The sequence below is a fragment of the Glycomyces sambucus genome, from assembly GCF_900102815.1.
Classification (GTDB): Bacteria; Actinomycetota; Actinomycetes; order Mycobacteriales; family Micromonosporaceae; genus Glycomyces; species Glycomyces sambucus.
In genome coordinates this window covers 577,860-602,909 of the sequence record NZ_FNGF01000004.1, presented here as the reverse complement: position 1 = coordinate 602,909, position 25,050 = coordinate 577,860, and the positions used below count along the sequence as shown (strand labels likewise).

Sequence of the window (25,050 nt, the reverse complement as noted above, 5' to 3'; positions counted from 1 at the left end):
CCCCTACTTCTCCGTGGTCGCCCCGCTGGTCAGCCGCTGCGTGCTCTTGACCTTGCGCGAACTCGACGCCACCGACATCGGCGAGCTCGTCGAGCGCGCCGTCGCCGACGAGCGCGGGCTCAACGGCGAGGTGACCCTCGAACCCGAGGCCCGCGACCACCTCGTGCGCACCGCCGCCGGGGACGCCCGCAAGGCCCTCACCGCGCTGGAGGCCGCCGCGCTCTCGGTCGGGGAGGACGACGTCATCACCGTCGCCGTGGTCGAGGCCGCCATCGACACCGCCGCGGTCCGCTACGACCGGGACGGCGACGGCCACTACGACGTCGCCAGCGCCTTCATCAAGAGCCTCCGCGGCTCCGACGTCGACGCCGCGATGCACTACCTCGCGCGCATGGTCGTCGCGGGGGAGGACCCGCGCTTCATCGCCCGGCGCCTGGTCATCTTCGCCTCAGAGGACGTCGGCATGGCCGACCCGACCGCGCTCCAGACCGCGACCGCCGCCGCGACCGCCGTCGAGCGCATCGGCATGCCCGAGGCCCGCATCAACCTCGCCCAGGCGGTCGCGCACCTGGCGACCGCGCCGAAGTCGAACGCGGTCATCACCGCGATCGACGAGGCCATCGCCGATGTGCGGCAAGGGAAGATCGGCCCGGTCCCGCCGGACCTGCGCGACGCCCACTACGGCGGCGCGAAGCAGCTCGGCCACGGTGCCGCCTACGTCTACCCGCACGGGGACCCGCGCGGCGTGGTCCCGCAGCGGTACGCGCCCGACGTCGTGGCGGGCCGCGACTACTACCGGCCGACCCGGCACGGCCTGGAGGCCGAGATCGGGCCGCGCCTGGAGAAGCTGCGCCGGATCGTGCGCAAGGCCGACGAGGGGCGGAGCGCGGCCGATGGCGACTGACCGCCCGCCCCGGCGGACCGCCGACCGGATCGCGCAGTCGCTGGAGGGCACCGGGGCCCGGATCGAGCGGCTGCGCATGGGTGTGGTCGCGGTCGTGGTCTCGGCCGCGCTGCTGGTGGCCGCGGTCCTGTTCCTGGGCCGCGCGGTGACCGTGGACCCGACGCGCCGGGCCGCCGACGAGCTGACGGTGCCGGCGTGGGCGGCCGTGAGCGTCGCCGACGAGACGTACGGCAGCCGCTGGTGCCTGGGGGAGTGCCGGGTGCGGATGCGCACCTGGGAGTCCGAGGGCACCGTGGAGGACACGTCGGCGGTGTACTGGGAGGCGGTCCTGGCCGCGGGCTGGTCCCCGGCCGAACCGGGCACCTGCGTCGGCGGGATCGGCGAGGAGGGCTGCTACGTGCGCGACGAGCTGTACCTCGAACTCTGGGTGGTCCCGGTCGAGTGCGACGACCGGTACGAGCTGTGCGTGGGCTCGGAGGTCACGGCCGTGGTCGCGGCCCGCGCGGCGCTGCCGCGGCTGGCGGAGGACCGCCGCGCGGTCGAAGAGGCGGGCTAGCGCCCCGTTGCGTCGGATGTCCGGTCCCGCAGGGTAAGGTCGGGGCTGCGTCGCTTCTACGCGAGAACCGGGTCCATTCACCAGCCGCACCGGTCGGTCAATGCTTCAACGAGGGGGAAGAGCTGTGCCAGACGAGACGTTGGCGGTCGAGTTCGAGAACGTGAGCCTCGGGGAAGTCGCGTTCCTGATCATCGCGGTCGCGATCTTCATCTTCAGTCTGATGCTCGCGGTGGGTCTCCTCCGCAAGCTCACCGGCACGGTCACCCGGGTCAACAGCGTGCTTGACAAGGTCGACCACGAGATCGGCCCGATCCTGCGGAACGCGAACGCGACCCTCGACAATGTGAACGCCTCCCTGGTCCAGGTCGAGGGCGAGCTGGAGAAGGTCTCCTCGATCACCGGGAACGCCGCGCACATCTCCTCGAACGTCGCCAACATCACGAGCCTGGTCGTGTCGGCCGTCGGCTCGCCGCTGGTGAAGGCCGCCGCGTTCGGCTTCGGTCTGCGCACCGCCGTGAAGAAGCGCAACGAGGGCTACGACGAGGACCAGGTCCGGCGCATGGTCGAGGCGTCCCGCCAGTCCAAGCGCGAGTCGAAGCGGGCCGCCAAGTCCCGCCGCCGCGCAGCGAAATAGTGCGGCCGCGCTGCGAACCGGCGCAATCGCGCGGCGGCACGGCCGCGGCGAAGTGACATCGTTCCCGAAAACTGATTGAGGGGTCCCCGTGCTCAAGCGGATGATCTGGGTAGGCATCGGCGTCGTGGTCGGCGTCGTGGTGGTCCGCAAGATCACCAAGGCGGCCGAGTCGGTCACTCCGGGCGGGGTCGCCGAGCGGATCGGCGATGCCGGTGCTGGAATGAGAGCGTCGCTCCAATCGTTCTGGGCGGACGTCTCCGAGGCCAAGGCCGCCAAGGAGGCCGAGCTGTACGAGGCGATCGAGCGCGGCGAGGACATCTCGCCGCTCCTCACCGAAGAAGATGAAGAGGACGACCGGTCCGCGGGCCGGTTGTTCTAGCAAGTCCCGAGACCTTGAAGGAGGTGCCCATGGAGACCGCTGAAATCCAACGCCGATTTCTGAAGTTCTTCGAGTCCAACGGCCATACGGTGGTCCCCAGCGCACCGCTGCCGGCGATCGAGGACCCGAACCTGCTGTTCGTCCCCGCCGGCATGGTCCCGTTCGTGCCCTACTTCCTGGGCCAGGCGACCCCGGACTGGGACCGCGCCACGTCGGTGCAGAAGTGCATCCGCACCCCCGACATCGACGAGGTCGGCAAGACCTCGCGCCACGGCACGTTCTTCCAGATGAACGGCAACTTCTCCTTCGGGGACTACTTCAAGGAGCAGGCGATCCGCTACGCCTGGGACCTGACCACCGGCTCGCTCGAGTCCGGCGGCCTGGGCCTGGACGGCGACCGCATCTGGGCCACGGTCTACCTCGACGACGACGAGGCGATCGACATCTGGCACAAGCAGATCGGGCTGCCGCTCGACCGCATCGTGCGCCGCGGCCAGGCCGACAACATGTGGTCCATGGGCATCCCCGGACCCTGCGGCCCCTGCTCGGAGCTGTACTACGACCGCGGGCCCGACTACGGCCCCGAGGGCGGCCCCGAGGTCGACGAGGACCGCTACCTGGAGTTCTGGAACCTCGTGTTCATGCAGAACATCCGCGGCGGCGGCCCCGCGAAGGAGGGCTACGAGGTCACCGGCGACCTGCCGAAGAAGAACATCGACACCGGCATGGGCATGGAGCGCATGGCCGCCCTGCTCCAGGGCGTCGACAACATGTACGAGATCGACCAGGTCCGCCCGCTCATCGACAAGGCGTCCGAGCTGACGGGGAAGCGCTACGGCGTCTCCACCTCCCGGACCGCCTCCGAGTCGCACCCCGACGACGTGCGCTTCCGCGTCATTGCCGACCACGTGCGTTCGGCGCTCATGCTCATCGGCGACGGCGTCGCGCCCTCGAACGAGGGCCGCGGCTACGTGCTGCGCCGCATCATGCGCCGCGCGATCCGCGCCGTGCGCCTGCTCGGCTACGACAAGCCCGCGCTGCCCGAGCTGCTGCCGGTCGCCCGCGACTGCATGAGCGCGTCCTACCCCGAGCTCGCGAAGGACTTCGAGCGGATCTCCTCCTACGCCTACGGCGAGGAGGAGGCGTTCCTGAAGACCCTCAAGCACGGCACGACCATCCTCGACACCGCGGTCGCCGAGACCAAGACCGAGGGCGGCAAGACCCTCGCCGGCGCCAAGGCGTTCGAGCTGCACGACACGTACGGCTTCCCGATCGACCTGACCCTGGAGATGGCCGAGGAGCAGGGCCTCTCGGTCGACCAGGAGGGCTTCCGGCAGCTCATGGCCGAGCAGCGCCGGCGCGCGAAGGCCGACGCCGCCGCGCGCAAGACCGGGCACGCGGACCTGACCGCGTACTGGGACCTCCTCAAGGACCAGGGCCCGACCGACTGGAAGGCGTACGAGACCCTCCAGACCGAGTCCCGCGTCATCGGGCTCCTCTCGGGCGGACAGCCGGTCCCGGTCGCCAAGGCCGGGGAGATCGTGGAGGTCGTGCTCGACCGGACCCCGTTCTACGCCGAGTCCGGCGGCCAGCACGCCGACGCGGGCAAGCTCGTCGGCCCGAACCTCTTCGCCGAGGTCGTGGACGTGCAGCGCCCCGTCAAGAAGCTCGTGGTCCACCAGGTCCGCGTCCTCGAAGGCGAACTCGCCCTGGACGACAGGGTCGAGGCCGCCGTCGACGGCGAATGGCGCCTCGGCGCCCGCCAGGCCCACTCGGGCACCCACGTGGTGCACGCGGCGCTGCGCGAGGTGCTCGGCCCGACCGCGCTCCAGTCCGGCTCCTTCAACCGGCCCGGCTACCTGCGCCTGGACTTCTCGTGGCGCGCGAAGCTCTCCGACGAGACGAAGAGCGAGATCGAGGAGGTCTCCAACAAGGCCGTCCGCGACGACCTCCCCGTCGCCGTCAAGTACATGACGCTCCCCGAGGCCAAGGACTTCGGCGCCGTGGCGCTGTTCGGCGAGACCTACGACGAGACCGTCCGCGTCGTCGAGATCGGCGGCCCCTGGTCGCGCGAGCTCTGCGGTGGCACGCACGTGTCGCACTCGGCCCAGATCGGCCCGCTCGTCCTCACCGGCGAGTCCTCGGTCGGCTCGGGCCAGCGCCGCGTCGAGGCCGCCACGGGCATGGAGGCGTACCGCTACCTCGCCCGCGAGCGCGACCTCGTCTCGCAGATCGCCGATGAGATCGGCGCCCAACGCGGCGACGTCCTCGAACGCGTCCGCGCGATCCTCCAGCGCTCCAAGGACGCCGAGCGCGAGCTCGCCGGCCTCCAGGCGAAGCTGGTCTCCGGCCGCGCGGCCGAGTTCGCGCAGGACGCCAAGCAGATCGGCGCCGTCAGGGTCGCCGCGGTCCAGGCGCCCGAGGGCACCAAGGGCGGCGACGTCCGCGACCTCGCGCTGAAGATCCGCGACGCCCTCGCGCAGGACGAGCCCGGCGTGGCCGCGGTGGTCGCCACCGCCGGCGGCAAGGCCAGCATCGTCGTCGCGGCGAACGCCGCCGCGAAGGCCCAGCACGTGTCCGCCTCGGCCCTCGTCAAGGCCGCGCTCTCGGGCAAGGGCGGCGGCAACGACGACATCGCCCAGGGCGGCGGCGTCCCCGCCGACCAGGCCCCGCACCTGCTCGACGCGGTCCTCCGCGCCATCGGCGAGTGATGGAAGACGAATCGAACGCCGGCCCCGCGTCCACTCGGTGGGCGCGGGGCCGGCGTCTCGGCGTCGACCTCGGCAAGGCCCGCATCGGCGTCGCCGTGTGCGACCCCGACGGCATCCTCGCCACCCCGGTCGCGACCGTTCGTCGCGACCTCAAAACCGCTGGTGAGAACATTCCGGCCGATATTCTCGAAATCGCCGAAACGGCCCGGGAATACGATGTGGTCGAAATCGTCGTCGGCCTACCGGTTACTCTTTCGGGTGAGGAGGGGCCGGCAGCCGCCCACACCCGCACCTGGGTGGAACGGTTCGCCGACCACGTCTCGCCAACGCCGGTGACCCTGACCGACGAGCGCATGACGACCGCAGTCGCCACCCGCCGCCTCAACGAAGGCGGGGTGCGCGGCAAGCGGAAGCGCTCCATCGTCGACCAGGCGGCCGCGGTCGAGATCCTCCAGCAATGGTTGGACCGGCGGCGGAGGTAGGCAACAGGATGCTCGGCGACTTCAGGACCGAGGACGACCGCTCGGCGGCACCCAGGAGCCACCGGCGCAAGGACTCCGGCAAGTCACTGATCGCCATGACCCTGGTCGTCGCCCTGTTCGGCGTCATCGGAGTCGGCGGCTGGTGGGCGTACAACAACGTCGTCAAGGACTACTTCACGGCCGAGGACTTCACCGGCGACGGCAACGGCAACCAGGTCGTGGTCGTGGTCGAGTCCGGCTGGCTCGTCTCCGACATCGCCGACGAGCTCGAGACCCAGGGCGTGGTCGCCTCCGCGAAGGCGTTCCTCAACGCCTCCGAGGACGACGGGGACTCCGGCACCTCCATCCAGCCGGGCTCCTACGCCATGGAGGAGGAGATGTCCGCCGCGTCCGCGCTCGCGTTCATGACCGACCCGGGCAACCTCACCCTCGACCACGTCGTGGTCCCCGAGGGCAAGCGCTCCTTCGAGGTCTACGAGATCCTCTCCGCCTACACCGGCGTGCCGATCGAGGAGTTCGAGGCCGCCGCCCAGGACCCCGAGGCGCTCGGCGTCGACCCGGTCTGGTTCGAGGGCTTCTCCGACCGGCAGGTCAGGTCCGTCGAGGGCTTCCTGTTCCCGTCGGCCTACGAGTTCGACGAGACCTGGACGGCCGCCGCGATGCTCACGGAGATGGTCACGCGCTTCAACCAGACGATCGAGGAGATCGGCTTCTTCGACAAGCTCGCCACGATCCAGGACCCCGACCCCGAGTACGACCCCAGCGCCATGGAGAACCAGACCTTCTACCCGCCCACGAACGGCGAGTTCAAGGTCTACCCGTGGATGGCCCTCCAGGTCGCCTCGATCGTCCAGTCCGAGTCCGGCATCGCCACCGACGACCCGAAGATTGCCCAGGTCATGTACAACAAGCTGTACATCAACCCGTACACGCACGAGCAGACCAACTGCAACTGCTTCGAGTCCGAGGCGATCTGGAACTACGGGCGCCTGCTCAACGGCGAGGACGCCATCACCTCCGGCGAGGACATCGACTGGGGCGCGGTCATGCGCGACCCCGACAACCCGTGGTCGCCGAGCGCCCCCGAGCACGCCGGCTACCTGCCGAGCGCGATCTCCAACCCCGGCGCCGCCGCGCTCGAGTCGGCGGTCGCCCCCGAAGCGGGCGACTGGCTGTTCTTCGTGACCGCCTACGAGGACGGTTCCGCCCTGTTCGCCGCCACCTACGAAGAGCACCAGGACAACATCGTGATCGCCGAGGAGAACGGCATCCAGTGATGAAGGCAGCGGTCCTCGGCAAGCCCATCGGGCACTCGCTCTCGCCGGTCATACACAACGCGGGCTTCGCCGCCGCGGGCCTGGCCGACTGGACCTACACGAGGCACGAGTGCGACGAGTCCGGGCTCGCGGCGTTCGTGGACGGACTCGACGCGACCTGGGCCGGGCTCTCGCTCACCATGCCGCTCAAGGAGACCGCCCTCGACGTCGCCGCCGAGGCCACCCCGGTCGCCGAAGCGATCGGCGCCGCGAACACGCTCGTCCTGCGCGGCGGGCGCCGCCTCGCGGACAACACCGACGCCCCCGGGATCCTCGACGCGCTCGCCGAGACCGGGATGAAGGAGGCCGAGCACGTCGCCGTCCTGGGCGCCGGCGGGTCGGCGCGCGCCGCGCTCGCCGCCGCGCAGCAGCTCGGCGCCGCCTCGGTCACCGTGTACGCCCGCCGCCGCGAGGCCGTCGCCGAACTCGGCCCGGTCGCCGCCCGCCTCGGGCTCACGCTCCACGCCGCCGACTGGGAGGACGCCGCCCGCGCCGGGCGCGCCGACCTCGTCGTGGCCACGGTCCCCAAGGGCGTCACCGACGACCTGGTCCCGGACTGGTCGAGCGACGCGGTCCTGTTCGACATCCTCTACGACCCGTGGCCGACCCCGCTCGCCGCGGGCGCCCAGGCCCGGGGCGTGCGCGTCCTCGACGGCCTCGCTCTCCTGCTCGCCCAGGCCGTCCGCCAGTGGACGCAGTTCACCGGGATCGAGGACGCCCCGGTCGCGGCGATGCGCCGCGCCCTCTACGACGCGGTCCCGTCCCGGACCGAGTGAAGGACCGACCATGCACGAGCACACCTTCCTGTACGACGGCGACTGCGCGTTCTGCACCACCTCCGCGAACTTCATCGAGAAGCACATCCGCACCAGCGCGAAGGTCGTCCCGTGGCAGTGGGCCGACCTCGACGCCCTGGGGGTCACCCAGCAGGAGGCCGAGGACGCGGTGTGGTGGATCGAGATCAGCTTCCGCCGCGCCGGGCCCGACGCGATCGCCGTGCTCCTGCGCCGCGCCCAGTGGTACTGGAAGCCCTTCGGCTGGCTGCTCTCGCTCAAGCCGGTCGCGTTCGTCGCCTGGCCGGTGTACCGGTGGGTCGCCCGCAACCGCCACCGCCTGCCCGGCGGCACCGCCGCCTGCTCGCTCCCGCAGGCCGAGCGGGACCGCCTCCGCGGCCAGCAGTGAGCCCCGTGTGCCGCGAGCCCGGTATGCCATACTCTGCCGATGCCCGCTGAGCCCGCCGAGCGCCGCCAGGACCAGGCGCCGACGCCCGCCGAACGCCCCCTGAGCCGCACCGGGAAGCTCGTGCGCGTCGCCGCGGCGGCCCTGATGGTCCTCGCGCTCATGGCGACCTCGGTCTGGGGCGAGGACGACTTCTTCCCCTTCGCGCCCTTCAAGATGTACTCGCGCGGCGCCGACCCCGACGGCTGGGTCAAGAGCACCAACGTGTTCCTCATCGACGCCGAGGGCGAGCGGATCGCCGTGGACGACGACGACACCGGGTTCCGCCGCGCCGAACTCGAGGGCCAGCTTCCCCGCTTCCGCGAGGACCCCGACCTCCTGGCGCACATCGCCGAGGCGTACGAGGCCGCGCACCCCGGCGACCCCGAGATCGTCGCCGCCGAGATCATCACGCGGCGCTACGAGCTCGTCGACGGCGAGCGCACCGGCGAGGAGACCGAGGAGACCGTCGCGGTCTGGACCGAGGAGGGGGCCGCGTGAGCGTCCGCAGCGCCGTGAACGGCTTCTTCTTCGAACCCGTGCCGCTGGGCCGGGTAGCCGCCATGCGCTTCCTCGCCGGGCTCTACGTCTGGATCGAGTGGTGGGCGTACATGCCCTTCATCTTCGGGCACCGGTTCGTGCCCGGCGAGCTCTACCAGCCGCTGTTCATCGGCCGGATCCTGCCGCTCCCGACCCCCGACTACGGGCTCGTCACCGGCACGCTCGTGGTCATGCTCGCCGCCGCGACCCCGATGATGTTCGGCTACCGGCCCAAGCTCTTCGGCTGGATCCTCTTCGCCGCCTACTTCGAGTGGATGGTCATCGCCAACTCCTACGGGAAGGTCGACCACGCCAGTTTCGGGTTCATGACCCTGCTCCTGGTGCTGTGCCTGATGCCGTCCCGCGCGACGTGGGGCGACCGCGAGCACCTGTCCGAACGCGTCGGCTGGGGCTTCAAGCTCGTCCAGATCGCCGTGGTCTGCACCTACTTCCTCTCGGCCTGGGCCAAGTTCCGCTACGGCGGCTGGGAATGGGCCAACTCCGGGGTCTTCACCTGGGCGATCATCCGCCGCGGCACCGTCTTCTCCGACTGGATGCTCGACTTCCCCGGGCTGCTGCACTTCGCCCAGTGGGGCATGATCGCGTTCGAACTGCTCAGCCCCGTGGTGCTCCTCGTGTACCGGTGGAAGAAGGTCCAGTACGCGATCGTCGCGTTCTTCTACTGCTTCCACGTCGCCGTGTTCGCCGCGCTCGGCATCAGTTTCCTGCCGCACCTCGTCGCCATGGCCTGCTTCCTGCCGCTGGAGCGCGTCGACCCCCGCGAGATCGCCCGGAAGACCAAGGCGCGCTTCGCATCACGCGGCTCCGGTCCGACCGCGCGCGAGCCGGAGCCACAGGTCGAGACCGGCCCCTGACGCGTGGGGCCCTCGCTTGCGGGCCCGTGCCATACTGCTGCCGTGCCTGCGGAAGATCCCCACCCCTCCACCGACGCCGCCGCGACCGGCGACACCGTGCTCGCCCGGGTCCGGCCCGCGGGACGCGCGGTGCGCGTCGCGATCACCGCGGTCGTGCTCGCGCTTGTCACCGCCACCACCTTCTGGGGCGCCGACGACTTCTTCCCCTTCGCGCCCTTCAAGATGTACTCGTTCTCGAAGGAGCTGGACGGCTGGGCCGGGTCCACCCGGGTCGAGGCCGTCAACGAGGAGGGCGAGCGCTTCAGCCTCACCGAGCGCATCACCGGCTTCCGCCGCGCCGAACTCGAAGGCCAGAAGAGCCGCTTCATCGACGACCCGGACCTGCTCCGGTACATCGCCGAGGCGTACGAGAACACCAACCCCGGCAAACCCGAGATCGTCACCGTCGAGATCATCGAGCGCCGCTACCGCCTGGAGGACGGCTACCAGACCGGCGAGGTCGTCGAGGTCGTCGAGGCCACCTGGACCCGGGAGGAGGACGCGTGACCCCGCTTCCCCTCGCCCGCAGGACCACCGGATGGTTCTTCCAGCCCGTCGCCCTCGGCCGCGTCGCCGCCATGCGGTTCCTCGCCGGCGCCTTCATCTGGGTCGACTGGTGGTGGTACATGCCGTGGATCCTCGGCCACCGCCACGTCCCCGGCGAGCTCTACCAGCCGCTGTTCATCGCCCGCGTCCTGCCGGTCTTCCCCGTCCCGAACTACTGGATCGTCGTCGGCACCCTCGTCGTGCTGCTCGCGGCCTCCGTCCCCATGATGCTCGGCAAGGCCCCGCGCCTGTTCGGGTGGATCGTCGCGGTCGCCTACTTCGAGTGGATGATCATCGCGATGTCCTACGGGAAGGTCGACCACGGCAAGTTCGGGTTCCTCCTGCTCCTGTTCCTCCTGCCCACCATGCCGAAAGCCAAGTGGGGCGACCGCCGCAGCCTCTCCGAGCACGTCGGCTGGGGCTTCAACCTGGTCCAGATCGGCGTCGTCTGCACCTACTTCTTCGCCGCCTGGGCCAAGATCCGCTACGGCGGCTGGGAATGGGTCAACTCCGCCACCATGACCTGGGCGATCATCCGCCGCGGCACCGAGTTCTCCACCTGGCTCCTGGACTACCCCTGGATGCTCCGCGCCTCCCAGTGGGGCATGGTCTGCTTCGAACTGCTCAGCCCCGTCGTGATGTTCGTGGCCGCCAAACGCGTCAAGTACGGCATCGTCGCGTTCTTCTACTGCTTCCACCTGACGGTCTACCTCGCCGTCGAGATCAGCTTCCTGCCCCACCTGGTCGCGATGGCCTGCTTCCTCCCCCTGGAGCGCATCAGCCCCCGTGACATCGCTCGCAGGCTCCGCCGTGGGAAAGGAGTTGAGGAAAGGCGCCGGAACTTCCTACCGTGGAAGCATGCCGATTCTCGAAGCCCGATCCCTCACGAAGACGTTCCGGCGGCCTGACAAGACCTCCGGATTCAAGGGCGCGGTCAAACACCTCGTCCAGCGCAAGTACAAGAACTACACCGCGGTCGACGGCATCGACCTGTCGATCGAGCCGGGCGAGTCGGTGGCCTACGTCGGACCCAACGGCGCGGGCAAGTCCACCACCGTCAAGCTCCTCACCGGGATCCTGCGCCCCTCCGAGGGCACCGTCCGGGTGATGGGCCGCGACCCCCACACCGAGCGGATCGCCAACGCCCACGACATCGGCGTGCTCTTCGGCCAGCGCACCCAGCTCTGGTGGGACCTGCCCGTCGAGGAGTCCCTGAAGCTCCTCAAGCACATGTACGGCGTCTCCGACGCCGACTACAAGGCCCGCATCGCCCGCTTCGACGAACTCCTCGACCTCGGCGAGTTCATGCCCGCGCTCGCCCGCACCCTCTCCCTGGGCCAGCGCATGCGCGCCGACCTCGCCTGCGCGCTCATCCACGCCCCCAAGATGGTCTACCTCGACGAGCCCACCATCGGCCTCGACATCTCCGTCAAGGACCGCCTCCGAGCGTTCCTGCGCGAACTCGTCGACGGCGGCACCACGCTCCTGCTCACCAGCCACGACCTCGCCGACATCGAGGAGGTCTGCGAGCGCATCGTCGTCATCGACAAGGGCGCGGTCGCCTACGACGGCCCCATCCAGCAGCTCAAGGCCCACTACATCACCACCAAGGCCGTGAACCTGTTCCTGGAGGGCCCCGCCGACGTTGACGAGCTCAAACTCAAGTTCCCGCAGTACGAGTGGGCCGCGGGCGAGGCCCCCAGCGAAGTGACCGTCACCTACGAGTCCCGGCACTTCACCGCCGCCGAGGTCCTCGGCGGCCTCACCGCCGAGCTCGCCCCGCGCGACCTGTCCCTCTCGGAACCGTCCATCGAAGACGTCATCCGGCGCCTCTACGCAGGAGAACTCACCAAGTGACGAGTGCATTCGCGGTCGACCGCGCGTTCGCGGCCATCGCGTTCAAGCGCCGCCTCGCCTACAAGGCCCAGTGGGTCGTCGCCCTGGTCCTCGGCGGCGGCGCCATGCTCGTCTCCATGGCCATGTGGCGCGAACTGCTCGCCGGAGGCGCGCTCTCGGGCTACGACTGGGACTCGATGCGCGCGTACATCATCATCGGGTTCGTCACCGCCACCGTCGTCTTCGGCGCCGCCGACTGGCAGGTCGCCGACCGCATCCTCGACGGCCACATCGCCGTCGACCTCACCAAGCCCGTCGACTTCCAGCGCGCCCGCGCCGCCGAGTACATCGGCTCGATGGTCTCCACCGTCCCCACGGTCCTCGTCGGCGTCCTCGGCGCGTGGCTCCTGTTCGACCCGCCCGGCCCCGCCACGCCCCTCGCCGGACTCCTCACCGCCGTCAGCTTCGTCCTCGTCTTCCCGCTCGCGTTCGGCCTGACCTACCTGACGGTCCTCGTGTGCTTCTGGACCAAGCGCTACCTCGGCGTCATGTGGCTGCGCGAGGCCCTGCTCGGCTTCTTCTCCGGGATGGTGATCCCCTTGGCGTTCATGCCCTCCTGGCTCCAGGCCGTCGCCTGGGCCCTGCCCTTCCCGCACTTCACCACCACGCCCGCCGCGATCTACCTCGGGCGCGTCGACACCGCCGGCGCCCTCGGGCTCCTCGCCGCCGAGGCGGCCTGGACCCTCGGCCTGTGGTTCGGCGCCCGCATCGTCTTCAACCACGCGGTCAAGAAGGTGACGGTGCACGGTGGCTGACACGCTGACCCCCGACCGGCTGACCGCGCGGCACGTCGGCGCCGTCTACCGCCGCGCCCTGCTCGCCCAGATCCGCGCCATCACCGAGTACCCCGGCGACTTCTGGGTCATGGCCTCGGCGGGCGTGATGTGGAACGTCCTCCAGTTCGCGTTCCTCACCGTGCTCTTCGCCGCCGTCCCCGAGGTCGCCGGCTGGCGCTACCACGAGATGCTCATGCTCTCGGGGCTCCTCACCGTCGCCGCCGGCTCCACCGCGATCCTGTGCGACGGCATCTGGAGCACCGGGCAGATGGTCCTCAAAGGCGAGATCGACTACCGGATGACCCGGCCCGCGCCCGTCGTCGTCCAGGTCGCCACCACCCACATCGGCATGCAGGGCTTCGGCGAGGTCGGCTTCGGCCTCGTCATGGTCGCCTACGGCTGGATCGGCGCGGGCCTGGGCCCCGCCTCCCTCCCGCTCGTCCTCCTCGGCATCGTGTGCGCCGTCGTCATCGAGTGCGCGCTCATCACCCTGTTCTGCGCCGTGAACTTCTGGATCAAGGGACCCATGTCGAACTTCGCGTTCGTCATGCTCGACCTCCAGCACCACGCGATGACGATGCCCCTGGGCCTCTTCCCGATCGGCGTCAAGGTCGTGACCATGTTCGTGGTCCCGGTGGCCTTCGTCAACTTCGTGCCCGTCGCCGCGCTCTCGGGCCACCTGGCGCCCTGGTGGGTGATCGGCATGCCCGTGGCCGCCGCGGCCTCGGTCCTCGCCGCCCTCGGCGTCTACCGCCTCGGCCTGCGCTCCTACGACTCCTCCGGACACTGACCATGGCAAGCGTCGACGTCGCGCTGGCGACGATCTCGTTCAAGCGCAAGATCGCCTACAAGACCACCTGGCTCTTCTCGATCCTGTTCGGCGGCTGGTCGCTGCTGGCCGGGCTCGCGGTGTGGAGCCACCTCATCGGCGACGGCGAGCTGGGCGGCTACGACTGGCCCGCGATGAAGGCGTACCTCATCATCGGCTTCCTCACCTCGACCCTCGCGTGGGCCGGCGCCGACTGGGAGATGGCCAACCGCATCCTCGACGGCCTCATCGCGGTCGACCTGACCAAGCCGATCGACTTCCAGCGGGCCCGCGCCGCCGAGTACATCGGCGGCATGACCGCCTCGGTGCCCGCGGCGATCCTCGGGACGGTCGCGGCCGTGCTCATATTCCAGCCCGCCGCCCCCGCGTCGCCGCTCGCCGCGGCCCTGACGGTGCTCAGCCTGCTGTTCATCTTCCCGCTGGCCTTCGGCGTCAACTACCTGGCGACCATGGCCTGCTTCGTGACCCAGCGGTACCTCGGCATCCAGTGGGCGAGGGACTGCTTCCTGGCGTTCTTCTCCGGCATGATGGTGCCGCTCGCGCTCATGCCCGGGTGGCTCCAAGGAATCGCCTGGGGCCTGCCGTTCGTGCACTTCACGACCACGCCCGCGTCGATCTACCTCGGCCGCGTCGACGCCCTCGGCGCGCTCGGCCTCATCGCCGCCGAGGCGGCGTGGGCCCTCGGGCTGTGGTTCGGCACCCGCCTCGTCTGGAACCGGCTCGTGAAGAAGGTGACCGTCCATGGCGGCTGACGTCCTCGGCCCCCGCCACGCGTTCGGGGTCTACAAGCGCTCCATCGGCGCCTACATCCGCTCCATGGCCGAGTACCCGGCCGACTTCTGGATCATGGCGGTCTCCGGGACGCTGTGGCAGATCGTCCTGTTCGGGTTCCTGAGCATCCTGTTCGCGAACGTGAACGCCATCGCGGGCTGGGGCTACCACGAGATGCTCGTCCTCGCCGGGTTCCTCGCCACCTCCTGGTCCGCGACCGCCCTGTTCTGGGACGGCATCTGGGACACCGGCAAGATGATCGTCGAGGGCGACATGGACTACCGGCTCACCCGGCCCGCGCCCGTCCTCGTCCAGGTCGGCTCCAAGCACGTCGGCATGCAGGTCTTCGGGGAGGCCACGCTCGGCCTGGTCATGCTCGGCATCGGCTGGGCCGGCGCCGGACTCGGCCTCGCCGCGATCCCCGTCGGCGTGTTCCTCCTGGTGTGCGCCATCGTGGTCCAGGCCGCGCTGCTGACCATCGCGAACGCCGCGAACTTCTGGGTGAAGGGCCGCAACCCCGTCATCGCGTTCATGCTCACCGAGCTCCAGAACGAGGCCATGCGCTTCCCGCTGACGATCTTCCCCGCCGCCGTCCGCCTCGTCCTCACCTTCGGGCTGCCCCTGGCCTTCGCGAGCTTCGTCCCCGCGCAGATCCTCACCGGCCGCCTCGACGCATGGTGGCTCCTCGCCCCGCCGCTCGCCGCCGCCGCGACGGCCGCGATCGCCGTCTGGGTCTTCCGCATGGGCCTGCGCGCCTACGACTCCGCAGGCCACTGACGTGACGGAAAAAGACTTGCGCTCCGCGGGGGAGGTCCGCTAACGTAGCGTTCGTTGCCCGGAGGCGGACCGCCCCGGGGCTCGCATGGAATGGAGGTGTCTCTGATGGCTGTCGTCGCTCACGCCCGCGCCTTGAAAATCAGTTCACCTCCCGTCGCTCAGCGCTGACGCACACACGCGCCGACGGGGCCTTCCGCACAGGAGCCTTCCATCTTGCCTCGCAAGCAGCAGTTCACTGAGTCCTTCCAGTCCACCAAGCGCAAGCACCGCGACCGTCCCTCCGACGAGGTCTTCTCGGCCGAGGACCACGAGCGCTTCGAAGCCATGCGCACCGAGTTCGACGAGATCCCCAACGACGACCGGCCCCCCGCGGGGGACCGCTGGTCGATCTGGTGGGACTCCGAACCGCTCCAGCGCGGCCCCGAGCCGCACCCGGAGTGGGTCATCACCGACCACGGCGCCGTCGACTACGAGCTCGGCGTCCTCAAGACCGGCAAAGAGGCCGACGTGTTCCTCATCGAACGCGCCGTCCCCGGCACCGACCGGGCCGTCGTCATGGCGTCCAAGCGCTACCGCAGCGCCGAGCACACCCAGTTCAACCGGGCCGGCGACTACACCGTGGGCCGCGCCGCCAAGCGCTCCCGCGACAACCGGGCCATGGCCAAGCGCACCACCTTCGGCCTGGAGCAGGCCGCCGGACGCTGGGCCGCCGCCGAGTTCGACGCGCTCAAGCGCCTCTACGCCGTCGGCGTCCCGGTGCCCTACCCGGTCCAGGTCCACGGCACCGAGGTCGTCATGGAGTTCATCGGCGACGGCCGCACCGCCGCGCCCCGGCTCGCCGAGACCAGGCCCGACGAGGCCGAGCTCGACAGCCTCTGGGAGCAGGCCGCCGAGGCCCTGCGCCGCATGACCGAGCTCGGGTTCGCCCACGGCGACCTCTCGCCCTACAACACGGTCGTCCACGACGGCCGCCTCGTGGTCCTCGACCTCCCGCAGGTCGTCGACATCTACGCGAACCCCCTCGGGATGGACTTCCTGACGCGGGACGTGGAGAACCTCGGGTCCTGGTTCACCAACCGGGGCATCGGGCGCGAGACCGTCGACGACCTCCACGCGGAGGTCCTGGCGCTGGCGGCCCGGCCGTAGCGGACACGTTGTCGGGGGCGGGATATAGCCTTGTGCTGTGTCAGTCGATTACCGTCCCGCCCCCGGCACCATCCCCACCCAACCGGGCGTCTACCGCTTCAGGGACCGCGACCGGCGCGTCATCTACGTCGGCAAGGCCAAGAACCTCCGCAACCGCCTGAACTCGTACTTCGCCGACGAGACCCGCCTCCACGAGCGCACCCGCCGCATGGTCAACACCGCGCGCAGCGTCGAGTGGACCGTCGTCGCCACCGAGGTCGAGGCCCTCCAGCTGGAGTGGACCTGGATCAAGGAGTACGACCCGCGCTTCAACGTCATGTTCAAGGACGACAAGTCCTACCCCTGGCTCGCCGTCACCGTGGGGGAGGAGTTCCCCCGCGCCCAGGTCATGCGCGGCACCCGCCGCAAGGGCGTCCGCTACTTCGGGCCCTTCGGCTCCGCGTGGGCCATCCGCCAGACCCTCGACCTCCTCACCCGCGTCTTCCCGATCCGCACCTGCTCCGACACCGAGTTCAAGCGCTGCAACCGGATCAACCGCCCCAACCTCCTTGCCGACATCGGCAAGTGCTCCGCCCCCTGCGTCGGCCGCATCTCCGCCGAGGACTACCGCGAACTCGTCAACGGCTTCTGCGCCTTCATGTCCGGCGAGACCGCGCCCGTGCGCCGCCGCCTCATCGCCGAGATGCAGGAGGCGTCCGAGGCCCTGGAGTTCGAGCGCGCCGCGCGCCTGCGCGACGACCTCGCCGCCCTCGACAAGGTCCTCGAACAGCAGGTCGTCGTCCTCGCCGAGGACGTCGACTGCGACGTCATGGCCGTCGCCGACGACGAGCTCGAAGCCGCCGTCCAGGTCTTCCACGTCCGCAAGGGCCGCATCCGCGGCCAGCGCGGCTGGGTCATCGACAAGGCCGAACCGGTCGACCTGCCCGGGATCGTCGAGCGCTTCTGCCTCCAGTTCTACGGCGAGCAGAACGAGACCGTCCCCAAGGAGGTCCTGGTCCCGGCCCTGCCCTCCGACCACGAAGCGCTCGCCGAGCTCCTGTCGGAGCGCCGCGGCGCCAAGGTCGACCTGCGCGTCCCCCGCCGCGGCGACAAGCGCGCGCTGGCCGAGACCGTGGAGAAGAACGCCCTGGAGAACCTCCAGCGCCACAAGCTCAAGCGCGCCGGGGACCTCACCTCCCGGTCCAAGGCCCTCGAAGAGCTCGCCGACGCCCTCGACCTGCCCGAGGCGCCGCTGCGCATCGAGTGCTACGACGTCTCGCAGTCCCAGGGCGAGGACGTGGTCGCGTCGATGGTCGTCTTCGAGGACGGCCTGCCGCGCAAGAGCGAGTACCGGCGCTTCGTCATCAAGGGCGAGCGCAAGGACGACCTTGCCTCGCTCCAGGAGACGCTGCGCCGGCGCCTCGCCAAGCTCGCCGACCAGCCCGCCGGCTCGCCGGTCGAGGAGGGCGACGAGCCCAGGCGCGGCTTCCACTACCCGCCGCAGCTCCTGGTCGTCGACGGCGGCCAGCCGCAGGTCGCCGCGGCCGAGCAGGTGTTCGCCGAACTCGGGATCGACACGATCAACCTCGCCGGGCTCGCCAAGCGCCTGGAGGAGATCTGGCTCCCGGGCGAGGAGTTCCCGGTGATCCTCTCGCGCACCTCCGAGGCGCTGTACCTGATGCAGCGCGTGCGCGACGAGGCCCACCGGTTCGCGATCTCCCTGCACCGCACCCGCCGCCGCAAGAAGATGACGGCCTCCGCGCTCGATGCCGTACCCGGTCTGGGGGAGTCGAAGAAGAAGGCGCTGCTGCGCGAGTTCGGGTCGGTGAAGCGCATCCGGGAGGCCGAGCAGTCCGATCTGGAGGCCGTGTCCGGTATCGGCCCGAAGCTCGCCGAGGCCTTGCTGACACATCTTCGTAATCCCGACGACAGCGGTGCTTGAGACTGCTCTGGTAGCTATACGATTGTCGATTCGGCGGAAGCGCCGGGGCCGTGTCAGCACGGCGGTTGGAACGGACTCGGGGATACTTGTCTTATGGGTGTGGCAGCAGTGCATGCGGGTTCGAGCGACCGCAGCGAATTGGACCTCGTGATCGTCACCGGCATCTCGGGCGGCGGGCGCTCGACCGTGGCGCGCGCACTGGAGAACGTGGGCTACTACGTCATCGACAACCTCCCGGAGTCGCTGGTCGGCCAGGCCGCCGAGCTGGCGGCCGCGGGGGGCGAGGAGGTGCGCCGGACCGCGATGGTCCTCGACGTGCGCTCGCGCGCGTTCATGACCGACCTCGTGGGCGTCATCGAGGACCTCCGCAAGGGCGGCTTCAAGCCGCACCTGGTGTTCGTGGACGCCGACGACGACGTCATCATCCGCCGCTTCGAGAAGGTCCGCCGGGCCCACCCGCTCCAGGGCGACGGGATGCTCGCCGACGGCATCGCCGCCGAGCGGCTGCTGCTCGAACCGGCCCGCGGCTCGGCCGACACCCTGTTCGACACCACGCACCTGAACGAGAACCAGCTGCGCGCCCGGGTGGAGGACGCGTTCCTCGCCCCGTCCTCGCCGCGGCTCCAGTTCACCTGCATGTCGTTCGGGTTCAAGTACGGCATCCCGCGCGACGCCGACTACGTCGCTGACGTACGATTCCTTCCCAACCCGTACTGGGTTCCGGCCCTGCGCGAGCACACCGGGACCGACTCCGACGTGTCGGAGTACGTCCTCGGCCAGGACGGCGCGGAGGAGTTCGTCGAGTCGTACACGGCGCTGCTGCTCGGCACCACCCAGGGCTTCGAGCGGGAGGGCAAGCGCTACATGACGATCGCCATCGGCTGCACCGGCGGGAAGCACCGCAGCGTGGCCATCTCGGAGGAGATCGCCAAGCGCCTGACCGCGGCCGGGTTCCCCGCGAACACCTACCACCGGGACCGCGGGAACGAGTTAGTCCCGGCACCCCACCGACACACCCCGATCCGAGGGAACCGCTGATGCAGAAAGTGGTCGCGTTCGGCGGCGGGCGGGGCCTGTCGGCCTCGCTGCGCGCGCTCGCGAAACTCGACGTCGACCTGACGGCCGTGGTCACGGTCGCCGACGACGGCGGCTCGTCGGGCGACATCCGCGCCACCCGCCCGGTCCTGCCGCCCGGCGACCTCCGCAAGGCCCTCGTGGCGACCGCCGACCCTTCCCGGGCCGAGGCCGCCGAGCTGTTCTCGCACCGCTTCGGCGGCGACGACTTCCTCGCCGGCCACCCGGTCGGCAACATCGTGCTGCTCTCGCTGCTGGAGCGCCACGCGAACCCGGTCGAGGCCGTCGCCGCGGCCGGGCGCATGGTCGGCACCCGCGCGCGCGTGCTGCCGATGTCGTGCACGCCGCTGGTCATCGAGGCCGACCTCGCGGAGGGCTCGGGCACCCGCACGATCACCGGCCAGCACGACGTGGCCGTGGCCGACGGCCAGGTGGAGGACGTGCGCCTCCTGCCCGCCGACGCCCCCGCCTGCCCCGAGACCCTGGCCGCGGTCGCCGAGGCCGACTGGCTCGTCTTCGGGCCCGGCTCCTGGTACACCTCGGTCATCCCGCACCTGCTCCTGCCCTCGCTGCGCGAGGGGATCGCCGCCTCGACGGCCCGCAAGGCCGTGGTGCTCAACCTCTCGGAGGAGAAGGAGACGGACGGCCTGACCCTCGCCGGTCACGTCGACACGCTGCGCCGATACGCCGAAGGTGTTCGGTTTCACTACGTCGTGTCGGGCGACGCCCGAACCCTCGCCGATCCCCGCTCGTTGAACAGTGCGGCACAATCGTTGGAGGCCCGGTTGGTCGCGGCGGACCTCGCCGCCGACGGCGTCACGCACGACGTCGCGTCCCTGGCCGCCGTATTGGGAAAGCTGCTGGTCGAAGATGGTGGTTAACGAATGGCGATGACCTCGGAGGTCAAGGACGAGCTCAGTCGCATCGAGGTGACGAAGTCCTGCTGCCAGCGCGCCGAACTCGGCGCGCTCTTCCGGTTCGCCGGGGGCCTCCACCTCGTCGGCCAGGGGAACGTGGTCGTCGAGGCCGAGGTCGACGCCGGGAACGTCGCCCGCCGCGCCAAGCGCACGATCAACGACCTCTACCACTACGAGTCCGAGATCCACGTCCTCGTGGCCGCCGGGCTGCGCCGCAACAACCACTACCTGCTGCGCGTCATGGCCGACGGCCAGGCCTTCTCCAAGCAGATCGGCCTCACCGACCAGCGCGGCTACCCCGTCCGGGGCCTGCCCAACCACGTCGTCGGCGCCTACCCGTGCTGCGCCGAGGCCGCCTGGCGGGGCGCGTTCCTCGCCCGCGGCTCGCTCACCGAGCCCGGCCGCTCCTCGGCCCTCGAGGTCACCTGCCCCGGCCCCGAGTCCGCGCTCGCCCTCGTCGGCGCCGCGCGCCGCCTCGGCATCTCCGCGAAGTCCCGCGACGTCCGCGGCGTCGACCGCGTCGTCATCCGCGACGGCGACGCCATCGGGGAGCTGCTCACCCGCCTCGGCGCCCACTCCTCGGTCCTGACCTGGGAGGAGCGGCGCGTGCGCCGCGAGGTCCGCGCTACCGCCAACCGGCTCGCGAACTTCGACGACGCGAACCTGCGCCGCTCCGCGCGCGCGGCCGTCGCCGCCGCTGCGAAGGTCACCCGCGCCCTCGAAGTCCTCGCCGACGACGTCCCCGAGCACCTGGCCTCCGCGGGCCGCCTGCGCCTGGAGCACCGCCAGGCGTCCCTGGAGGAGCTCGGCGCCCTCGCGGAGCCCCCGCTCACCAAGGACGCGATCGCGGGACGGATTCGGCGACTCATCAACATGGCCACGAAACGCGCTCAGGACACCGGCGTCCCGGGACCCGACGACGTGGTCGCCGAAGAAGACGTGCTGGTCGCATAGGGCGACTTCGCCCCGATTCGCCGCACCGGCCGTACCCGTCGCGACCGGCGCACCAAGGGTTAGGCTTAACCGCGATGTCACACCCGCGTCCCGGGTGTGACATGATCGGGGGGAACCGGCCGCGGAAGGTCTGAGAACCGGAGCGGTGCGGGTCAAGGAGTGCTCGGCGACGAGGCCGAACAGCGATCTGTTCCACCGTCGCTCTTCGGCTGAACGGATCGCGTGCGAGACCGCCTCCGGTCTCATTCAGATATCCGATCCTGTTCTAGCGAGGAGATGGGCACGTGACCATCCGCGTTGGCGTCAACGGCTTCGGCCGCATTGGGCGCAACTTCTTCCGGGCGGTTCTCGCCTCCGGTGCCGATGTCGAAATCGTCGCCTACAACGACCTGGGCGACGCCGAGACCATCGCAAACCTGCTGAAGTACGACTCGATCCTCGGGCGCCTCCCCTACGAGGTCAAGGTCGGCGCCGGCGAGATCACCGTCGACGGCAAGACCATCAAGGCGTTCGCCGAGCGCGACCCCGCGAACATCCCGTGGGACGAGGTGGGCGCCGAGGTCGTCATCGAGTCGACCGGCTTCTTCACCGACGGCACCAAGGCCGCCGCGCACCTGGGCGGCTCCGTCAAGAAGGTCATCATCTCCGCTCCGGCGAAGAACGAGGACCTCACCGTGGTCATGGGCGTCAACCACGACAAGTACGACGCCGAGAACCACCACATCATCTCGAACGCGTCCTGCACCACCAACTGCCTGGCCCCCATGGCCAAGGTCCTCAACGAGTCCGTGGGCATCGAGAAGGGTCTGATGACCACGATCCACGCCTACACGCAGGACCAGAACCTCCAGGACGGCCCCCACAAGGACCCGCGCCGCGCGCGCGCCGCCGCCCTGAACGTCGTGCCCACCACGACCGGCGCCGCCAAGGCCGTCGGCCTGGTGCTGCCCGAGCTCAACGGCAAGCTCGACGGCTACTCGCTGCGCGTCCCGATCGCGACCGGCTCCATCACCGACCTGACCTTCGAGGCCTCCAAGGAGACCACGAAGGAAGAGGTCAACGCCGCGCTCAAGGCCGCTGCCGAGGGCCCGCTCAAGGGCATCCTGGCCTACACCGAGGACCCGATCGTCTCCAAGGACATCGAGACCGACCCGCACTCGTGCATCATCGACGGCCTCCTGACCAAGGTCATCGGCAACCAGGTCAAGGTCTTCGGCTGGTACGACAACGAGTGGGGCTTCTCCAACCGCCTCGTCAGCCTCGTCGAACTCGTCGGCTAACGCAGCGATGAAGACGCTCGACGAACTCCTGCAGGAGGGCGTCAACGGTCGGCGCGTACTCGTACGCGCCGACCTCAACGTGCCTCTGGACGGGAAGACCATCACCGACGACGGCCGCATCCGCGCCGTCGCCCCCACGATCAAGGCGCTCGCCGAAGCCGGCGCCCGCGTCGTGGTCTGCTCGCACCTGGGCCGCCCGAAGGGCGCGCCCGACCCCGCCTTCTCGCTGGCCCCCGTGGCCAAGCGGCTCGGCGAGGTCCTGGGGCGCGAAGTCGCGTTCGCCCACGACACCGTCGGCACCGACGCCGAGGCCAAGGCCGTCGCCCAGGGCGACGGCGACGTCCTCCTGCTGGAGAACTTGCGCTTCAACAAGGGCGAGACCAGCAAGGACGACACCGAGCGGGCCGAGTTCGCCGGCCAGCTCTCCGCGTTCGGCGACCTGTACGTGGACGACGCCTTCGGCGCGGTCCACCGCAAGCACGCCTCCGTGTACGACGTCGCGAAGCTCCTGCCGCACTACGCCGGCTGGCTCATCGCCAAAGAGGTCGAGGTCCTCTCGAAGCTCACCGGCAAGCCGGAGCAGCCGTACGTCGTCATCCTCGGCGGCGCGAAGGTCTCCGACAAGCTCGCGGTCATCGACAACCTGCTCGACAAGGTCGACACGCTCATCGTCGGCGGCGGCATGATGTTCACGTTCCTCGCGGCCCAGGGCTACGAGGTCGGATCGTCGCTGCTGGAGAAGGACCAGATCGAGGTCTGCAAGGACTACCTGGAGCGCGCCGCCGCCCTCGGCGTCGAACTGCTGCTGCCGGTCGACACGACCACCGCGGCCGAGTTCGCCGCCGACGCCGAGCCGCTCACCGTGCCCGTGGACGCGATCCCGGCCGAGCGCATGGGCCTCGACATCGGCCCCGAGTCCGCGAAGCTCTTCGCCGAGCGGATCGCCGGAGCCAAGACCGTGTTCTGGAACGGCCCCATGGGCGTCTTCGAGTTCCCCGACTACGCCGCCGGCACCCGCACGGTCGCCCAGGCGCTGGTGGACTCCGAGGCGTTCAGCGTGGTCGGCGGCGGCGACTCCGCCGCCGCGGTCCGCACCCTCGGCCTGCCCGAGGACGGCTTCGGGCACATCTCGACCGGCGGTGGAGCGAGCCTCGAATACCTCGAGGGCAAGACGCTCCCCGGCCTGGACGCACTGGAGAAGTGAACATGACTGAGACCCGCAAGCCGCTCATCGCCGGCAACTGGAAGATGAACCTCAACCACCTCGAAGCGATCGCGCTGGTGCAGAAGCTCGCCTTCAGCCTCAACCGCGACCAGCTCGAAGCGGTCGAGACCGTCGTCCTCCCGCCGTTCGTCGACATCCGCAGCGTGCAGACGCTGGTCGACGGCGACAAGCTGACCATCGGCTTCGGCGCCCAGGACCTGTCGGCGCACCCGTCGGGCGCGTACACCGGCGAGATCGCCGGCTCGATGCTCGCGAAGCTGGGCTGCTCGTACGTGGCCGTCGGCCACTCCGAGCGCCGCCAGTACCACGAGGAGGGCGACGACCTGGTCGCCGCCAAGGTCCGCCAGGCGCTCAACAACGGCATCAGCCCGATCCTGTGCGTCGGCGAGGCGCTGGACGTCCGCGAGGCGGGGAACCACATCTCCCACTCGGTCTCCCAGCTCATCGCGGCCGTGGACGGCCTGACCGAGGAAGAGCTCGCCAAGGTCGTCGTCGCGTACGAGCCCGTCTGGGCCATCGGCACGGGCCGCACGGCCTCCGCCGAGGACGCCCAGGAGGTCATCGGCGCACTGCGCGCGGCCCTCGCCGAGAAGTTCGGCGCGGTGGCGGAGCGGGTCCGGATCCTCTACGGCGGTTCGGTGAAGTCCTCCAACGTCGCCCAGATCATGGGCAAGCCGGACATCGACGGCGCGCTCGTCGGCGGTGCCTCGCTGGACGCCGAAGAGTTCGCCAAGATCGTTCGATTCCCCGAGCACGCGGGGGCGTAATTCCATATACCTCCTCGCAGCGCCCGAGCTGAGCGCTGCGGGGTCGCAGACAGGGCCGCCGTACAACGGAGTACGGCGGCTCCTTGCGTATCTGAGCCGCTCATAATGAGCCTCTCAGTTTGAGCCGCTCACGCTGAGCGGCTCAAACTGAGCACCTCAGGGTGAGCGACCGATCGGGATTGGCTAGACTCGTCGTGGCCCAAGCCCCAAACCGGGCCGTAGTTGTTGAGAGGACACCCGATCACTGATGATGACGGTTCTGAGCTGGTCCCTGCTGATCATCCTGCTGCTCTCCAGCGCGATCCTTATCCTCATGGTGCTGCTGCACAAAGGTAAGGGCGGCGGCCTGTCGAGCATGTTCGGCGGCGGGATGTCCTCCGTGGCGTCGGGTTCGACGGTCGCGGAGAAGAACCTCACCCGGATCACGATCGGCGTGGGCATCATCTGGTTCGCCAGCATCATCGCCTTCGGCCTCATCATGCGCACGATGGTGTAGACACCGACAGACTTCCGAAAG

Annotated in this window: 27 protein-coding genes; all 27 read left to right on the top strand. The window is 70.0% G+C overall.

All coding sequences use genetic code 11. The features are described 5' to 3' along the window. Positions 1–904, top strand: a 904-nt coding sequence (locus BLS99_RS15285; protein ID WP_218126514.1) for an AAA family ATPase, incomplete at its 5' end; no start/stop codon positions are given. Then, a complete protein-coding gene (locus tag BLS99_RS15280) occupies positions 894–1,460 on the top strand; it encodes a hypothetical protein (protein ID WP_091051350.1) in 567 nt (188 codons plus the stop codon). The genes BLS99_RS15285 and BLS99_RS15280, both read left to right, overlap by 11 nt. A gap of 124 nt (positions 1,461–1,584) precedes the next feature. Further along, positions 1,585–2,094, top strand: a complete 510-nt coding sequence (locus BLS99_RS15275) for a DUF948 domain-containing protein (protein WP_176953372.1) — start codon at positions 1,585–1,587, stop codon at positions 2,092–2,094. Between the two features lie 88 nt (positions 2,095–2,182). After that, the gene (locus BLS99_RS15270) at positions 2,183–2,473 is read left to right on the top strand and encodes a DUF6167 family protein (RefSeq protein ID WP_091051343.1); all 291 of its coding nucleotides are present in this window, start codon (positions 2,183–2,185) and stop codon (positions 2,471–2,473) included. Positions 2,474–2,502: 29 nt separating this feature from the next. Beyond that, a complete protein-coding gene (gene alaS, locus BLS99_RS15265; protein WP_091051340.1) occupies positions 2,503–5,184 on the top strand; it encodes an alanine--tRNA ligase in 2,682 nt (893 codons plus the stop codon). Further along, positions 5,184–5,666: a Holliday junction resolvase RuvX gene (ruvX, locus tag BLS99_RS15260; RefSeq protein WP_091051337.1), complete on the top strand. Its 483-nt coding sequence runs from the start codon at positions 5,184–5,186 to the stop codon at positions 5,664–5,666. Before alaS ends, ruvX begins: the two co-directional genes overlap by 1 nt. 8 nt (positions 5,667–5,674) lie before the next feature. Next, positions 5,675–6,943, top strand: coding sequence for an endolytic transglycosylase MltG (locus BLS99_RS15255; protein ID WP_176953371.1), 1,269 nt, complete (start codon positions 5,675–5,677; stop codon positions 6,941–6,943). Next, entirely contained in the window at positions 6,943–7,758 is an 816-nt protein-coding gene (locus BLS99_RS15250; RefSeq protein ID WP_091051328.1) for a shikimate dehydrogenase, read from the top strand. The genes BLS99_RS15255 and BLS99_RS15250 overlap by 1 nt, the downstream gene beginning before the upstream one ends. Before the next feature lie 10 nt (positions 7,759–7,768). Further along, positions 7,769–8,164: a thiol-disulfide oxidoreductase DCC family protein gene (locus BLS99_RS15245; RefSeq protein WP_091051325.1), complete on the top strand. Its 396-nt coding sequence runs from the start codon at positions 7,769–7,771 to the stop codon at positions 8,162–8,164. Positions 8,165–8,203: 39 nt separating this feature from the next. Continuing rightward, on the top strand, positions 8,204–8,701 hold the full coding sequence (locus BLS99_RS15240; protein ID WP_091051324.1) for a hypothetical protein: 498 nt from the start codon (positions 8,204–8,206) through the stop codon (positions 8,699–8,701). Continuing rightward, on the top strand, positions 8,698–9,615 hold the full coding sequence (locus tag BLS99_RS15235) for a hypothetical protein (protein WP_091051320.1): 918 nt from the start codon (positions 8,698–8,700) through the stop codon (positions 9,613–9,615). Before BLS99_RS15240 ends, BLS99_RS15235 begins: the two co-directional genes overlap by 4 nt. Positions 9,616–9,657: 42 nt before the next feature. Then, a complete protein-coding gene (locus tag BLS99_RS15230) occupies positions 9,658–10,161 on the top strand; it encodes a hypothetical protein (protein ID WP_091051316.1) in 504 nt (167 codons plus the stop codon). Then, positions 10,158–11,108: a hypothetical protein gene (locus BLS99_RS15225; protein WP_091051312.1), complete on the top strand. Its 951-nt coding sequence runs from the start codon at positions 10,158–10,160 to the stop codon at positions 11,106–11,108. The genes BLS99_RS15230 and BLS99_RS15225 overlap by 4 nt, the downstream gene beginning before the upstream one ends. Continuing rightward, positions 11,059–12,057, top strand: a complete 999-nt coding sequence (locus tag BLS99_RS15220; RefSeq protein ID WP_091051309.1) for an ABC transporter ATP-binding protein — start codon at positions 11,059–11,061, stop codon at positions 12,055–12,057. The genes BLS99_RS15225 and BLS99_RS15220 overlap by 50 nt, the downstream gene beginning before the upstream one ends. Further along, complete coding sequence (locus BLS99_RS15215) at positions 12,054–12,851, top strand: ABC transporter permease (protein WP_091051305.1); 798 nt, start codon at positions 12,054–12,056, stop codon at positions 12,849–12,851. Before BLS99_RS15220 ends, BLS99_RS15215 begins: the two co-directional genes overlap by 4 nt. Next, positions 12,844–13,662: an ABC transporter permease gene (locus BLS99_RS15210; protein ID WP_091051301.1), complete on the top strand. Its 819-nt coding sequence runs from the start codon at positions 12,844–12,846 to the stop codon at positions 13,660–13,662. The genes BLS99_RS15215 and BLS99_RS15210 overlap by 8 nt, the downstream gene beginning before the upstream one ends. Positions 13,663–13,664: 2 nt before the next feature. Beyond that, positions 13,665–14,453 carry an ABC transporter permease gene (locus BLS99_RS15205; protein WP_091051297.1) on the top strand — a complete coding sequence of 263 codons (789 nt, stop codon included), beginning with the start codon at positions 13,665–13,667 and terminating at the stop codon, positions 14,451–14,453. Next, positions 14,443–15,249 carry an ABC transporter permease gene (locus BLS99_RS15200; RefSeq protein WP_091051293.1) on the top strand — a complete coding sequence of 269 codons (807 nt, stop codon included), beginning with the start codon at positions 14,443–14,445 and terminating at the stop codon, positions 15,247–15,249. Before BLS99_RS15205 ends, BLS99_RS15200 begins: the two co-directional genes overlap by 11 nt. 213 nt (positions 15,250–15,462) lie before the next feature. Then, the gene (locus BLS99_RS15195; RefSeq protein ID WP_245712258.1) at positions 15,463–16,395 is read left to right on the top strand and encodes a serine protein kinase RIO; all 933 of its coding nucleotides are present in this window, start codon (positions 15,463–15,465) and stop codon (positions 16,393–16,395) included. 37 nt (positions 16,396–16,432) lie between these two features. Further along, entirely contained in the window at positions 16,433–18,316 is a 1,884-nt protein-coding gene (gene uvrC, locus BLS99_RS15190; protein WP_091051289.1) for an excinuclease ABC subunit UvrC, read from the top strand. 93 nt (positions 18,317–18,409) lie between these two features. Beyond that, complete coding sequence (gene rapZ / locus BLS99_RS15185) at positions 18,410–19,354, top strand: RNase adapter RapZ (RefSeq protein WP_091051286.1); 945 nt, start codon at positions 18,410–18,412, stop codon at positions 19,352–19,354. Then, entirely contained in the window at positions 19,354–20,271 is a 918-nt protein-coding gene (locus tag BLS99_RS15180; RefSeq protein WP_091051284.1) for a gluconeogenesis factor YvcK family protein, read from the top strand. Before rapZ ends, BLS99_RS15180 begins: the two co-directional genes overlap by 1 nt. Before the next feature lie 3 nt (positions 20,272–20,274). After that, complete coding sequence (gene whiA, locus BLS99_RS15175) at positions 20,275–21,261, top strand: DNA-binding protein WhiA (protein ID WP_091051281.1); 987 nt, start codon at positions 20,275–20,277, stop codon at positions 21,259–21,261. 284 nt (positions 21,262–21,545) lie between these two features. Then, complete coding sequence (gap, locus tag BLS99_RS15170) at positions 21,546–22,541, top strand: type I glyceraldehyde-3-phosphate dehydrogenase (RefSeq protein WP_091051278.1); 996 nt, start codon at positions 21,546–21,548, stop codon at positions 22,539–22,541. A gap of 7 nt (positions 22,542–22,548) precedes the next feature. Further along, positions 22,549–23,745: a phosphoglycerate kinase gene (locus BLS99_RS15165; protein ID WP_091051276.1), complete on the top strand. Its 1,197-nt coding sequence runs from the start codon at positions 22,549–22,551 to the stop codon at positions 23,743–23,745. Between the two features lie 2 nt (positions 23,746–23,747). Then, positions 23,748–24,533 carry a triose-phosphate isomerase gene (tpiA, locus tag BLS99_RS15160; protein WP_091051272.1) on the top strand — a complete coding sequence of 262 codons (786 nt, stop codon included), beginning with the start codon at positions 23,748–23,750 and terminating at the stop codon, positions 24,531–24,533. 247 nt (positions 24,534–24,780) lie between these two features. Further along, the gene (gene secG, locus BLS99_RS15155) at positions 24,781–25,029 is read left to right on the top strand and encodes a preprotein translocase subunit SecG (RefSeq protein WP_245712256.1); all 249 of its coding nucleotides are present in this window, start codon (positions 24,781–24,783) and stop codon (positions 25,027–25,029) included. Positions 25,030–25,050: the final 21 nt, after the last annotated feature.

Excerpts from the sequence above, each read along its gene's own strand:
- BLS99_RS15280 (WP_091051350.1), top strand. The coding sequence starts at position 894 with ATGGCGACTGACCGCCCGCCCCGGCGGACCGCCGACCGGATCGCGCAG.
- alaS (WP_091051340.1), top strand. The coding sequence starts at position 2,503 with ATGGAGACCGCTGAAATCCAACGCCGATTTCTGAAGTTCTTCGAGTCC.
- ruvX (WP_091051337.1), top strand. The coding sequence starts at position 5,184 with ATGGAAGACGAATCGAACGCCGGCCCCGCGTCCACTCGGTGGGCGCGG.
- BLS99_RS15255 (WP_176953371.1), top strand. The coding sequence starts at position 5,675 with ATGCTCGGCGACTTCAGGACCGAGGACGACCGCTCGGCGGCACCCAGG.
- BLS99_RS15250 (WP_091051328.1), top strand. The coding sequence starts at position 6,943 with ATGAAGGCAGCGGTCCTCGGCAAGCCCATCGGGCACTCGCTCTCGCCG.
- BLS99_RS15245 (WP_091051325.1), top strand. The coding sequence starts at position 7,769 with ATGCACGAGCACACCTTCCTGTACGACGGCGACTGCGCGTTCTGCACC.
- BLS99_RS15240 (WP_091051324.1), top strand. The coding sequence starts at position 8,204 with ATGCCCGCTGAGCCCGCCGAGCGCCGCCAGGACCAGGCGCCGACGCCC.
- BLS99_RS15220 (WP_091051309.1), top strand. The coding sequence starts at position 11,059 with ATGCCGATTCTCGAAGCCCGATCCCTCACGAAGACGTTCCGGCGGCCT.
- BLS99_RS15205 (WP_091051297.1), top strand. The coding sequence starts at position 13,665 with ATGGCAAGCGTCGACGTCGCGCTGGCGACGATCTCGTTCAAGCGCAAG.
- BLS99_RS15200 (WP_091051293.1), top strand. The coding sequence starts at position 14,443 with ATGGCGGCTGACGTCCTCGGCCCCCGCCACGCGTTCGGGGTCTACAAG.
- rapZ (WP_091051286.1), top strand. The coding sequence starts at position 18,410 with ATGGGTGTGGCAGCAGTGCATGCGGGTTCGAGCGACCGCAGCGAATTG.
- BLS99_RS15180 (WP_091051284.1), top strand. The coding sequence starts at position 19,354 with ATGCAGAAAGTGGTCGCGTTCGGCGGCGGGCGGGGCCTGTCGGCCTCG.
- whiA (WP_091051281.1), top strand. The coding sequence starts at position 20,275 with ATGGCGATGACCTCGGAGGTCAAGGACGAGCTCAGTCGCATCGAGGTG.
- BLS99_RS15165 (WP_091051276.1), top strand. The coding sequence starts at position 22,549 with ATGAAGACGCTCGACGAACTCCTGCAGGAGGGCGTCAACGGTCGGCGC.
- tpiA (WP_091051272.1), top strand. The coding sequence starts at position 23,748 with ATGACTGAGACCCGCAAGCCGCTCATCGCCGGCAACTGGAAGATGAAC.
- secG (WP_245712256.1), top strand. The coding sequence starts at position 24,781 with ATGATGACGGTTCTGAGCTGGTCCCTGCTGATCATCCTGCTGCTCTCC.